This is a genomic window from Peribacillus sp. YIM B13477 (assembly GCF_042787955.1).
Lineage (GTDB): Bacteria > Bacillota > Bacilli > Bacillales > DSM-1321 > Peribacillus > Peribacillus frigoritolerans.
The window spans coordinates 979,401-993,171 of record NZ_JBHZPD010000001.1 but is presented as its reverse complement, the minus strand read 5'-3'; the positions used below and the strand labels follow the sequence as shown (position 1 = coordinate 993,171).

The 13,771-nt window shown below is 38.6% G+C and carries 10 protein-coding genes and 1 pseudogene; 1 reads left to right on the top strand and 10 read right to left on the bottom strand.

The window, feature by feature from the left end; all coding sequences use genetic code 11:
* Positions 1 to 469: 469 nt before the first annotated feature.
* Entirely contained in the window at positions 470 to 2,713 is a 2,244-nt protein-coding gene (locus tag ACFX4H_RS04885) for a metallophosphoesterase (RefSeq protein ID WP_377434243.1), read from the bottom strand.
* A gap of 248 nt (positions 2,714 to 2,961) precedes the next feature.
* Between ACFX4H_RS04885 and ACFX4H_RS04880 the strand changes: the two genes are divergently transcribed.
* Positions 2,962 to 3,321 (top strand): DUF2690 domain-containing protein, encoded by a 360-nt coding sequence (locus ACFX4H_RS04880; RefSeq protein ID WP_377434241.1) that lies wholly within the window; start codon positions 2,962 to 2,964, stop codon positions 3,319 to 3,321.
* Positions 3,322 to 3,485: 164 nt separating this feature from the next.
* On the opposite strand, the gene sdaAB is transcribed toward ACFX4H_RS04880, so the two are convergent.
* The 9 genes and pseudogenes from sdaAB to ACFX4H_RS04835 all read right to left on the bottom strand — a co-directional run bounded on the left by sdaAB (position 3,486) and on the right by ACFX4H_RS04835 (position 13,725).
* Positions 3,486 to 4,139, bottom strand: coding sequence for an L-serine ammonia-lyase, iron-sulfur-dependent subunit beta (gene sdaAB / locus ACFX4H_RS04875; protein ID WP_377434734.1), 654 nt, complete (start codon positions 4,137 to 4,139; stop codon positions 3,486 to 3,488).
* 36 nt (positions 4,140 to 4,175) lie between these two features.
* Positions 4,176 to 5,048: pseudogene (gene sdaAA / locus ACFX4H_RS04870) on the bottom strand (L-serine ammonia-lyase, iron-sulfur-dependent, subunit alpha); the annotation flags it as partial.
* Between the two features lie 72 nt (positions 5,049 to 5,120).
* Positions 5,121 to 6,302, bottom strand: coding sequence for an amidohydrolase (locus tag ACFX4H_RS04865; RefSeq protein ID WP_377434238.1), 1,182 nt, complete (start codon positions 6,300 to 6,302; stop codon positions 5,121 to 5,123).
* A gap of 15 nt (positions 6,303 to 6,317) precedes the next feature.
* Positions 6,318 to 7,553: an MFS transporter gene (locus tag ACFX4H_RS04860; RefSeq protein ID WP_377434235.1), complete on the bottom strand. Its 1,236-nt coding sequence runs from the start codon at positions 7,551 to 7,553 to the stop codon at positions 6,318 to 6,320.
* A 162-nt stretch (positions 7,554 to 7,715) separates the two neighbouring features.
* Positions 7,716 to 10,034: a helix-turn-helix domain-containing protein gene (locus tag ACFX4H_RS04855; RefSeq protein ID WP_377434232.1), complete on the bottom strand. Its 2,319-nt coding sequence runs from the start codon at positions 10,032 to 10,034 to the stop codon at positions 7,716 to 7,718.
* A 207-nt stretch (positions 10,035 to 10,241) separates the two neighbouring features.
* Complete coding sequence (locus ACFX4H_RS04850) at positions 10,242 to 10,802, bottom strand: HPP family protein (protein ID WP_057277470.1); 561 nt, start codon at positions 10,800 to 10,802, stop codon at positions 10,242 to 10,244.
* Positions 10,803 to 10,996: 194 nt separating this feature from the next.
* Positions 10,997 to 11,521: a GNAT family N-acetyltransferase gene (locus tag ACFX4H_RS04845; protein ID WP_239858253.1), complete on the bottom strand. Its 525-nt coding sequence runs from the start codon at positions 11,519 to 11,521 to the stop codon at positions 10,997 to 10,999.
* A gap of 147 nt (positions 11,522 to 11,668) precedes the next feature.
* Positions 11,669 to 12,655, bottom strand: a complete 987-nt coding sequence (locus ACFX4H_RS04840) for an NAD(P)-dependent alcohol dehydrogenase (RefSeq protein WP_377434229.1) — start codon at positions 12,653 to 12,655, stop codon at positions 11,669 to 11,671.
* A gap of 731 nt (positions 12,656 to 13,386) precedes the next feature.
* Positions 13,387 to 13,725 (bottom strand): DUF1360 domain-containing protein, encoded by a 339-nt coding sequence (locus ACFX4H_RS04835; RefSeq protein WP_095392311.1) that lies wholly within the window; start codon positions 13,723 to 13,725, stop codon positions 13,387 to 13,389.
* Positions 13,726 to 13,771 lie beyond the last annotated feature (46 nt).

Here is a 13,771-nt window from a genome sequence, read left to right as displayed (position 1 = left end):
TCGCATATTCCTTCAATCCATTGAGGTTTCAGTATTAAACAATATAAAATCATCATGCTGTATAACCAAGTCTTTATTTAGTTTACCTTTGGTTTTTTACTTTATGAAAGTTTCAGATGAGTTCCGAAATCAGAGCCTTTTCCGCCGACTGTTTATCAAGCTTCCTTGACGCAAGCATCTAGCGGAGTCCCCGCTAAGCTTGTTTTTTGTTAGAAATTTTTTTAACACCTTTTATAATAATGATATTATTTATAAATTATCCAAGTATTATATATAGATGCACTTCAGTATTTTCATTAAAAATACGAAATTAATTAGGCGAAACCTTTATCAAGCACACGGAAAAGATCATGAAGGTTTATTAGTTTACTATTTGTCCCGAGTTTGTAAGACATAGAAAAAAGCGAACTTCCCCTTAAGGAAAGTCCGCTTTTTATAAATTTCAAGAAAAGTTCACCTGTTCTTCTTATTAATTTGGCGAGACGATCATTTGGTCATCCAATCTAATATCGTCAATCGACCAAAACCAATTTTTTTTCGCATTATGCATTCTCCATTGTAATTTCATAGAAGATGCATCTTCAGGAACCTTAATCGATTTAACTTCATACTTATTCAAAACATGTCCATTTTTATTATCCGAAGCTGCTTTATTGTCATAAACGAGTACTTGTTGTTTTTCCCCATTATCAAAGACAGCAGTTACTTCAGCCGTTTGTGTTCCTTCTTGTTTATAGTGAGAAGCAAATCCTACGTATAGATCTTTTGCACCCTCAACTTTTACAGAAGGGGAAGTTAATGTACTATCAAAAAAGCCTTTTGATGCCTGTGAACCGTTATCATCCCATTCATCAGGATCCGCTACTGCTATAACACCTTGTCCAAGTTCAAATTTGCTACGATCTTGGTCTTCCGCTTTTGTCCAAAATTCCTTTGTTGTGAAGCTCCACCCTTGCCACTTCTCTGTACCAGCTGGCATATTCGAGCTATTTGTAACCGACCAGCCGTTAGGAGCTGTATGGCTCCAGCCGAGAATGGAACTTGGAATGTTTTCATTCACTGCTGGCTTTAATGCAGAGTCCAATTGGTCAAAACTTTCTCCAAGCATCATGTTGACGAATATATTTATATTCTTGGAGCCAATTGTTTGGCCTCCCTCGTAAGCAGTAATCGTGAATTGTGAAGAACCGGAACTTTCTTTACTAGGTATAGCTTTTATTGGCAAATTCTTTTCTTCAGATCCTGAAAGCTCATATTCAAGTTCATTGTGCTCCACACTCCACCCTTCAGGTGCATCAACTTTAATTTTTCCTTTTACACTATCATTTCCAAAGTTTTTCACCTTCACTTGGAGTGTAGTCGATTCACCTGTCGTTACCAATGATGGAGAAGCTTGTGCAGAGACCATTTCCAGTGCTTTTGTCTGACCATCAGCCAGTAACACCTTTTTACTGCTATTGTTAAATGAATCCAGTGCTTGTACCTTAATTTCATAATCTGTTCCTGGCTTAAGTCCGGTTACAGGGAACTCTAAATTCTTTGGCACAGGATCAAGATAGAATTCAGAAAATGCGGTGAAATCTGCGTCTAGCTCCCCTGATTCCTTGTTTTTGGCCGTTATGTGATAAGAATGTACAAGCACGTTATCTTTCGCCTGGGGAAATGTCACATTTAAACTTCTTAGTGTCGATTTTTCTTTTACAATCGAAGCCTTGTCTTTACCTGCAAAAGACGGTGACAACTGATCTCGGTCGTCTGTATATTTAAATTTATTTTTTATTACCCATGGTTTTCCTGTCCAATCGTCTTTATGAAAGTCACGTTTTTTAATGATAACTTCATTATTATATACTTCTACAATCATTCCTTGACTAATATCCCGATATCCTTCTGGATGAAACCCTTGAAGTTTGCCCGGTTCTAATTCCAAATAACTCACAGAAGACGTGCCAACAGACGTAAAGTCTTTTTGATGAATCGTTCTCGGGTCCTCAAGTGGATAATGAGAATGGCCTGAAAATGTAATAACTTGTGGATGCTTTTTTAACGTATCATATAAAAGTTCTTTGTTTTCCTGAGTCCCCCACAAGTCACTTCCATATACAGTGTCTTTAATGTGTTGATGAAGAAAAACAAAGATGGGTTGGTCCGGATTCTCTTTTTCTGCTGCAGCTAACTTTTCAGCTAGCCAGTTTATTTGATTAACAGAATATAAACCATGCGTATTACCATTTTCGGGACTTAACGAAATAAAATCATATGCATTTACTTTTTTATGATAGTAAAGGGAATCCATTCCTGATTTCTCGAGAAAACGATCTTGTGCTTTTTCAACGGAAAGTCCATTCCAATAATCATGGTTTCCCATTGTAAACATGGATTGGACATCAGCTTGTTTCTTCTCATTATAAATGGAGAAGAACTTATCATATTCAGTAGCGTATCCATAATCCGTTAAATCCCCAACGACCACAAAAGCATCCTGTTTAGGCGCAGCTTTGTTTAATTGATCCATGGCTGTTCTAAACTTGTTCATATCAGCAGTTGATCCATCATCAATATGTACATCACTGATTACAGGAAAAACGAGCTCCGGTTTACGGTTATTTTCTGAATTTGAAGATTCCGAGAATGCTTGTACACTTGATAAAGAAGTTGTTAATCCTACCGTTACAACTGTCAACATTGCAGCAAATTTATTTTTCGCTTTCAAAATCAATTCCTCCTATTTATCGTTTAGCCCCATACATTATGTAATCATTTTGAAAATAGACAAATATCCTCCTCAATTTATAATTTTTAGGTAATTACCAATTAAAATACTACCTTTGCATTATTAATAAAATATAAGAACAATGTAATTTATATATTAATAAATCAAAAAAGGCCTATGGCCAGTATTCGTTCTATTAATGGGAATGGAATACTATTCCTTTACTACATAACTATTCGACAGGCTGTGTGAATAAAAGTCCAATCACCTATGAAACAGAATATATTTATAAAAACGGTGTAAAAATTGGTTATGTGCAGCTAAAAGGAAGTGCGTATTGTCATACGGCTTGGGGATACCTAAAGTTTTATTCGGCTGCTCCGTATGATTACTATGCAAATGTTTGGGTGGATAGTTTTAATGGCACAACAAAGAGAGCATTTACAAGTTGTGCCAGTTCCGGTGGTAACGGTTGGATCATGAAAGGTCAGACGTCCTGTTATACTGCACATTTATGGAATTTAAATCCGTATAATGCTTTGGTCAAAGTAGGTATTTATTCTTCAAGTGGTGCTCTCATTATTTCTGCGAACACCGGTCGTTATTAATAGGTTATAAAAGGGGCCCTACAGCAGAAAAAGCTTCTATACAGTCGATTCCCTATTGCTTCAGTTTATTGACAAAAGGCATTCGGAAAGAAATCCGAATGCCTTTTATGAATTTAATCGCATACCATGCTTTTTTGAATCAGCGAAAATACGATTGCAGGTAACTACTTAGTTTGAACCAAGACAATTTCGTCAATAATCGGAATCTCTCTTTTTAATAAAGATAAGAAAGTGTCTTCGATTATATTGTCGATTTCACAAACCGTTATGGCATCACCATTGATTTTGGAACGTTCATTGGCCATACGTGCTATATTGATCCCTTTTTGATAAAGAATATCCGATAATTCGGCAATAACCCCTTTTTGATCGGAATGACGAATCACAAGTGTTGGCCGTTCTCCTGAAAATTTAAATGGATATTCATCGAATTCCTGAACCTCCACTTTTCCACCGCCTAAAGAGCTGGCCAAAACCTTTACAGTACGTGCGCCCCCTGTCAATTCTACGAGAACGGTATTCGGATGATAGCTTCCGAGCACCCTTTTCGTGAATTCATATTGTAAGCCATTTTCCTCAGCAATTTTCTTTGCATTTGGAATGCCATCATCCATGGTAGATAGCCCAAGAACACCGGCCAATAAAGCTAGGTCTGTACCATGGCCTTGATAGGTTTCGGCAAAAGAGCCCATCAGCGAGAACTTTACATATATTGGATTTTCATTTAAAAGCTGGCGTGTAATATTCCCGATCCGAACAGCCCCGGCTGTATGGGAACTCGAAGGGCCAACCATTACGGGCCCGATGATTTCATACACACTTTGGTATTTTGCCGGCCCACTGCCACTAGTTTTTCCGTTTAGAATCTGTTTCTTTAGTTTTTGCCCGGTCGGAGTTCCGGCAAGACCGCCAATCCCGGTTTCTCTCAACGATTCTGGCATTTGCTGCCCGACTTCATGCATCACATGGATCACTTCATCCGGTGGGATGACGCTGGCTATCCCGGCTAAAGCCATATCTGCTGCGGCTTGGGCGGTTATTGCATGTAAACCGTTGCGGATGATGCACGGAATTTCCACCAGCCCTGCAACCGGGTCACAAACCAATCCCAATGAATTTTTCAAAGCAATTCCGACGGCATTTCCAACTTGCATTGGGGTTCCACCGGCAAGCTCCACCAGGGTGCCGGCTGCCATCGCGGTTGCTGAACCGATTTCAGCTTGGCACCCGCCGGCTGCCCCTGATATCGAAGCTTTATTTGCAACAACTAAGCCGAGGGCAGAAGCAGTGAATATGGACTGGACAATCTGCTTTCGGGTAAATTTCCCGCTGTCAAGGGCGTGAACAAGGACAGCGGGCAAAATTCCCGCTGAACCAGCTGTTGGCGTCGCCACTATCCGCCCCATAGCAGCATTTACTTCTGATACCGCGAGCGCATTTGCTGCAGCATTCAATGTTCTGGGATTGACAAAGGAATTCCCATTTTGGGCATACTGATGAAGTCGGTTTCCATCCCCGCCCGTCAAACCAGTACGCGACATGACTGGGCTCTTTGTACCTCTGCGGACAGCTTCCTCCATTACTGTAAATTGTTCCGTCATTTTTTCGAAAATCATCTCCCTGGAACAACCTTTCTGTTGTACCTCTGTTTTTATCATTAATTCAGAAATAGTTGATTTTTCCTGCTTTGCTAGTTCTATTAACTCTTTTAAATTAGTGAAAGACATCCGATCACTCCTTTACAAGAAGAAGGTCCCCACGCCGCAAGCATAAGAACCATCCCCCTTTTTTCCTTTTGTTTACTTCTGTCCAAAATATTCTGCAACAACAGCTGCCATTGCTTTTGCCGCGATGATCAAGCTGTCTTCATTAATGACGAATTTAGGATGATGGTGTGGATAAACCGGACCAACATCCGGCTTTGCGCCAACATAAAACATACTGCCTGGAATCTTCTGCAAATAGTATGCAAAATCCTCCGATCCCGACATTGGCGGCGTTTCCACTAACGCTTTAATTTCAGGAATTCCGGCCTTTTCAATCCCGTTTACAACCAGTTCCGTCATGGCTTTATCATTAACTAAAACAGGGTAATCATGTGAGTATATTAAGTCATAGGTAATATCAAATTCTTGAGCAAGCCCCGCTAAAATTCGCTTGAATTCCATTTCCACTGTAGCACGAACTTCACTTGACATGGTTCTAACGTCTCCTTCAAGTTCCACGCTGTCCTTTATAACATTAAATGATCCCTTTCCATCAAACGAGCCAATCGTTACTGTCGCCATATCAAAAGGATTGATTCGGCGACTGACGATCGTCTGGGCTGCTACAACAAAATGGCTTGCTGCGACAATACTGTCATTGCTTGTATGCGGCATCGAACCATGTCCGCCTTTTCCTTGGATTTTCACTTTGAAATACGAGCGCCCGGCCTGCATTTCTCCAGCACGATAACAGACTTCCCCAGTCACCGATAGGGACATGAGGTGAATACCGAAAATACTATCCACACCTTCTAAACATCCATCTTTAATCATGGCAATTGCTCCACCTGGAGGTGTTTCTTCCGCAGGCTGATGCAAGATAACGACGTTTCCTCTTAATTGGTCTTTCATTTCGATTAATGCTTCGGCTAAAATCATTAGATAGGCAGTGTGCCCATCATGACCGCATGCATGCATAACACCTGGATTGCTCGATTTAAATGGTACATCTGCTTCTTCCATAATTGGCAGTCCATCAAAATCGGCACGCAGGGCAACTGTTTTACCAGGGAGTCCGCCCTCGATTGTCACAACCACTCCATATCCGCCAACATTTGTCCGTATCATTACACTCTTATCTTTATAAAAATCAGCAATGTATTGAGCCGTTTTTTCTTCTTTAAAAGATAATTCAGGATGTTGATGGAGATATCTGCGAATTTCTATCATTCTTTCTTTTTTCTCTTCAAGTTTTTGCAATAGTTGATCTAACATCTTTTTCCCTCCTATTTATTTTTCAGTTTTAACAGTAAGTATCACTAGACCGCATATTACAACGGCCATTGCCAAGGTGATAAATACGATGGAAAACGAGCCACCTGCCATGGAAATTAAAGCACCAAATGCCATCGGGGCAATAAAACCCCCAAGCGTTCCCCCCGTATTGACGATCCCAATGGATGACCCAATTACATTCTCAGGCAAAATTTTGTGCGGCCAAGAGAAAATTCCCACAAAAATAGTGGTTAGTAAAAATGTGAGCACATATAAGAAAGCAATGGAAAGTGCCAAGGAATTTGAGAGTACTAAACCAAGAAACAACAATGATGAAAGGACTGAACATACCATTAACAGTAACTTTTCCTTGCCAGCGAAATATTTTGTCAACAATACACCTGCAAATATGGAGGCTAACGTTCCTCCAATAGCGTTCACTGCCAGGATTATCCCAACCGTACTAATGGATAGTAAAAATTTTGTCTTTAGGAAAGTTGGCAGCCATGACATATTTCCATAAAAAGCCACATTCGCCAGCAGCATGCCGACGAATAAAATAATTACATTTCGATTGGAAATCACTGACTTAAAACTAACTTGTTTCTTTTCAATCTTCGTTTTGGCAGTTGGTTGGCTATTAGGTACCAATAAAGCAACCATAAGTAATGCAATGGCAAAAAATGTCCCCAGTGCATAGTAGGCATAGTGCCAATTTAAGTCAATCAGCCGTGCCCCGATTACAAAAGCAAAAATTCCGCCAATTCCACTCGTTGACAAAATGAGCGATTGAATAAAAGTCCGTCTTGTTTTCGGGAAATTTTCGGCGATTCCTTTTGAACAGCTTGGAGGATAGCCTGCATGGCCAACCCCAGCCAAGAAACGAATCAAAATAAACATCAATAAGCTTCCAGCAAGGCCAAATGCAAATGAAAATATCATAATGAGCGAAAGCGAAAGTATTAGTACCTTTTTATATCCAATCCTATCTGCGAGCCATCCCCCAGGTATCTGCATTAACGAATAACCCAAGAAAAATAAGCTCATTATCAAACCGGTTTGACTTGTTGTTAGATGGAATTGTTCCGCAATTGGGATAATTGCAGTCGAAATCATGTTTTTGTCCATGTAAATCATGGAATAACCAGCCATTAAAGCTGTAGTCAACAAAACCCCACCGGTATTCTTTTCCTTTGATACCGAAAGTTTTGCATCGCTTTGCTTCTTAATCGTTCCTTGAGAAACAGACATAAAAGGCTACCTCCGAATTAATATTTATGTAATCGCTTTCTTGTCTTCATTATAAATTTTTAAAGTATTGAAAACATTCCAATCATTGTCGAAAACATCCCCCTTCATTTGCCCTTTTTCATAACTTCGCTTAACCAAACAACAAAAAAAGACCATTAAGTTTTAACCTAATGGCCTAATTTCAAAGAGATGAATGGCGTTTAACGTCAAGGTGGATTGCACTAAGAGCTCCGATTCAATGTTTTCCTCATAGATTTGCAAATCTGGATAGGCTCGCTGCTTAAGATACGTAATGATCTCTTGATCATAGATATACTGTTGGTTGAGATTGAGCCAATTAAAGTAAAAAGCACCGTTATTTCTATCGAGAATGTATTTGCGAATTTGATAAGTGCCAGAAGGCAACCCTGAAATCATGATTTTCTTTTCCTTTGTTAAAGAGCTCAAAAAGAAACTTTCGATAGAATAAGTGGGATTAACATAGGAATTGTTATAAATAGCCAATTGGTACCCTTGTTTCCCCTTCGTCAGTACAAAGTCCTCCCCTTCAGCTAAAATCTCCAGTCCAATTTTCGCAATTAATTGGATGTTAAAAAACGCCGGACGTTTTATTTGATAATAATAAAGCAGGGCAATTCCATTCATAGCAATATCTTCGTTATCCATATTACTTTTTTCTAACGAATGGGTATCAATCCAGAATCCCAAACCGGAAATCTCTTTTACAACATCAAGCATGTCTTTAAAAATGAGAGCTGATCGAAAAAAAGTTCCGCTTAAATTTACTGTATTACCGTATAGTGTATTCCAGTTTGTCAGGTAAATGGGTGTGCCAGCCAAGCCAGCTGACGAAAGGTTCGCCTTTAATTCCATACACGATTTCTTTATATGATTCTTTACACCCTTAAAGGAACTGTTATCCATATCGGTAAAGTCAACTTGTTCATTTGGATTGCAGCTAAAGCACACCAGATCAATTTGGTCCATTTGCTTTAAAAATTCAGTAACAGGGACTGATAAACCTTTTTCTAAGGAAAATGGCACATGAACTCCGACTTTTGCGGTGGAAGCCCTTTTTTTCACAGTTTGAAAGTATTGTTGATAAAAAGTCCGTGCTGTCTGGTCCCACTTTGCGAAAACCAATTCAAATTGCCATTTCCCGACATAGGCATCGCCAAAATAACTGACAGAATGCTGTAAAAATTCATCTAACATCTTTATATAATCCGGACAGCTTACGACTTCCTTTTCAAATTCCACACTAATGAATGGAATTAAACCCAGTCTTTGAAACTCGTTAAATAACGCATCAATCTTATAATACGGCCCCCCTATTTGCAAAAGCGGGTCCATTATCGTAAACGAGGGGGAAAATAGGTTCGTGAAATAGGCATATTCAAAATGAAGCTGCTCCTGAATTAGCTTTAATTCAGCTTGGACCTCATCATTTAAGGCATATTCCAGCTGTCCCATCACCAGTAATCGCTGGGCTTTATCCCGGACAAGAACAGGTTCTTCCGGGAGGTTGATATGTACCGTCGAAACCCCCGATTCTTTCACCGTAACATTTCGGTCCTTTTGCGAAATATACTTGCTCAATTCAATTAAAAAGTGCGGTGAATTCACCAAGGTATATTGTTCGCCTATATTATTTATTTCCTGGAAAGGTTCTTTTTTATGAAGACCTCGATATTCGGCAGGTGTTTGATTGTACATTTCCTTAAAAGCCTTGTTAAAAGCTTTCACATTAGAAAAACCATTATTTAACGAGACTTTCATGATGTTATGATCGGTATATAATAGCTCATGAACAGCTGATTTCAATCGGGTTTGCTTTACATATTGTGAAAAACTGACACCAACAGCCTGCTTGAAATAACGGGACAAATAGTATAGTGATAAATATTGCCGTTTAGAAATCTCTTCCAAAGACATCTGTTTGCGATAATTTTTTTCAATAAAAGTAAGGATGTCCCTAATTCTATCATCCTTCATTTCAATAAATCGATTGTGACCGAGATGTGTGGTTTTGAAATTCCGGATAAGGAGTGTAACTAGCTTGTATATCAGGCCGTTGATTTCAAGTACACTTCCGTCCTGCTCTTGGTAATGTGCGATTAAAATCTCAGCCAAGAGTTGACGGATTTGATCAAAAAGAAGATATAACCCATTATCCTCTTTGGATGAATGGCAGTCAAAATAACACATATGAATATCCTGATAAAGCTGCTCGATGGAATTAAGGGGAATTTGCAGCAATAGAACCACATTGTCTTCATGCCCCTTTACGGAATGGACATCATTGGCATTAATTAGCAGGAGATCATTTTCCGCCAAATGCCAGAAATCTTGATTGACCATGACCTCGACTTCTCCCCGGATTACGAAAAGAATTTCAATTCCTAAATGGATATGCTGAGAGTGATGGCGAATATTTTGCAAACTGATTTGATAAGAATCTTCTATTACTGTTCCAGACATGAACATTCACCTTTTTTACTGGGATTTTACCACTGCCCATCAAGCTTTAGTAAATCATTATCATACGTATTTTTATGTAATAAGATGGTAAGTAAGGTTTTTAACTCTTATAGTAAGAAAAAGCAGCTCCCCGCTTATTGAAGTAAGGCAGTTAGAACAATAAAGGATGAGCCAAAACAGTCACATAAAAGCATGTGATATAAATTTTCATAACCAGTGTTTTGGATATTGTCTTGTTTGAAATAAATTATTATAAATCATCGATATAAAAACTAATAATAAAGTGCCTATTACAATTGAAGTCAGGAATCCCCAACCGGCTTGGGAATTGATCGAAACAAGGGCACTAGCTGCTGCGGGCGGGTGAACAGTTTTTGTAAAAGTCATTATAATTAATACAATGGCCAATACGAGACCGATAATGAATAAGCTTTTACCAAAGATGCTCCAAATGATAAGAGCTATTGTTGTAGAGATAATATGTCCTCCAATAACATTACGGGGTTGTGACAAGAGACTTTTATGCGCACCAAAAACAATGACACAGCTCGCCCCAAGAGGAGCTAATGCCATCGGATACCCTAAATAGACAGCTATAAAACTAATAATGATTATAGCAATGAGCCCACCCATAGCTGAAACAAAGGAATCGATATAATCAATTCTATCCTTTTCCCTAGCTTCACCCTTCATTTTCTTTAAATATGCTGTTAGAGCAATGTTTTGTTGATTGCTCCAACTTTTTTCAACACTTTTTTCGAATTCCATAATTTCTATTTTCCTCACGTTTTCTAAGTAATCGACAAGTCGACATGTTTTTTATATATTGTTATCTTACAGGAAAACAATGAATTTTTAAATATATATCTGAATATTCATTTATTGATTCCCGTAAAACAGGTATCATCCCCCACTTTTTTGTCTGTGAACCTTTCAATATTCATTGGCATACCATTAAAGATTTACAGTAAAAGAGAGTAAAGATTAGTATCAAATGAAACATCATTTTGGTACATATAATTTCTTAATATCCCTTCCTTTTTGAAACCTAAATTGATCAACAATTTGTTGGATGCTTTATTTTCAATAAAAACAATTGCTCCAATACGCGTTAATTCAAGCTCTTTAAAACCATAAGAAATCACTTTACTGACAGCTTCTGTTGCATAACCGTTACCCCAATATTTTGGGAAAAGTGCATAGCTCAGTTCTGCCCTTTTATGTTCATGAGACCATTCTTGAAATCCAATCGTTCCAATAATGCCCTCCTTTCCTTTCCATTCAATTCCCCATTTAATTCCATGTTTTTCTTCGTAACTCTTTGAAAAATTCCTAATGATTTGCTTCACCTGATCTGTATTTGTTAATGGAGTTTGCCCATAATATCTTAATACATCTGGATTGGAAAAACATTTTAATAAATCTGCTGCATCACCTTCAACCAATTCTCTCAAGACCAACCGCTTTGTTTCTAAAATCGGAAACATTTTTCCACTCCCTTTGCTATAATTAGATCTATATCGTACCAGCGGCGCACCTCAATAACACCCGTACCCAATACTTCCATTTAAACCGGCTGCCTTATAATTAAGAACACACCCCTTATCTTTTTAAGGGCTTCGTTGTTTCACCCATCAGGATTCCCCATTATGTTCTATAGTTATTACGACATTTCCCTTCTTGTGTCCTTTCTCTACATACCTATGGGCTTGAACTAATTCTTCAAACGCATAACATCTGTCAATGATCACTTTTAACTTCCCTGCTTCAACAAGCTCCTTGAGGACGTTTAGAGCTTCGGGAGTTTCTGGTAAATTTTGACTCAATATCAGCTTCTTGCCGGTTGTCAATTTAGTCCATAGCATTCGAACACCTGGTACCGGTACTGTGACATTTAGATAGGTTCCGTCCTTCTTCAACGATTTCATACAAGCTGAAAACGGACTCTTGTTTACCGCTTCAAAGATAACATCATAGGTCTCACCATCTCTGGAAAAATCCTCTGAAGTGTAATCGATGACCTTATCGGCTCCAAGAGATTTTACCAATTCTACATTCGCGGTACTGCAAACCCCTGTAACTTTTGCTCCGAAATACTTGGCAATTTGTACTGCATAACTTCCTACACTCCCTGAAGCACCATAGACAAGAACCTTTTGACCACTCTGAACGTTAGCTTTTCTAAGATAAAATAATGCTGTACGTGCCCCGATTGGAATGGCTGCGGCTTCCTCAAAAGATATATTATTAGGTTTTATGGAAACGGGCCCGTCTTCACGCAAGCACTTATACTCGGCATAAGCACCATAGCCCACTTGGGAAGCTGCAAAAATCTGGTCACCTGCTTTAAACAGCTTGACATCTTTGCCCACTGACTCAACTTCTCCAGATAACTCCAAGCCCAATATGGTTTTCTTGGGACGTCTTAATCCCATAATAATCCGAGCTGGCAGCCAAACAGAGAGGGGAACTGTAAAGCTCCGTGACCGAATATCCCCCATTGTTACCGTTGCCGCTTTTACTTTTATCAGTATTTCATTCTCCTTAGGATCCGGTTTTTCTACCTCTTTCAAATGAAGAACGTCAGGGGGACCGTACTTTGTGTACACGATTGCTTTCATTAATCCTCCTCCAATTCGTTATATTCACTTAAAATCCACTAACCTTCAATAACTGTACTTGAACTATCCTGCTCCATTCGTTGAATAAAGAATACCACTCTAAAAAAGCTATCAACTTTTGAAAAATCTCTATAAACGCGTTTACATTAGCTTACTCGCCTTCATTTATCTTCATGCCTCTAATAAGAACTCAGCCACCTTAGGACGAGTAAACTCAAGTCGCGATAAGTACCTCCCTGAGCATTTCCGGGCTTAATCCCATACATATTAATCTATCTTCATCTTTTGTATGGGGAGTTCTAACATTTTTTGCAGGAGAAACTGTGTTCTAAGAATAGGGTTTTATTCCCATTTTCAGCGAATCGAACTAGCTAAAGATTTCTTCGGCATCATATGCCTACTAATCGGCTCTCCCCCATCATCTCGGCAGACATGTATTTTAATGAAGTTTTACTCCAATTTATATTTCCATTTCAATTCCTATTATTATAAGAAAAAATCCATTCGTACCGAATGGATTTTAATCAATCGCTTGCTCCCTGATGCTTAATAATAAAATTTAATGCCCACTTTTACTTGCTATCAATCCACAACAGCTTTTTAGGTTGATTATCATCTAAAACCTAGCCACTCTGTCAATGAAGCACTTTTATGATGTTCAGCATATACTATTAGTCTGAATATCGATACATAAAGTTCATTATGCTTCTCCCCCCTATACCATTATGCTTTCATGTTTTAGATTCAATAAAAGCGGCAGCTCCCGCAACAGCAAAGACCAATAGGAGTGGAAAAGCGGCAGGTAAATAATAATAAATAAGTACAGTAATGACGGAACACCAAAACCCTACACACCAATAGCAACTTAAAAGCGAACCAATGAAATGACGAAGTCCCGATCCTTTTATTTCAATGATTTCCTCCAGTTGTCCTGAGGCATTTTCTTGGATGGTGGCAGTCAAGAAAGGTTTTCTGATAAATGAAGTGATTTCGTCAAATACGATTAAATGTGTTAACCGAAAGGTAGCCAATATTAAAATAAAAAAATCAAGCCATTCAATAGCCAACACCTATTCACCTCCTGATCTTTCTTTTAAGATTTTATGATTAGAATTT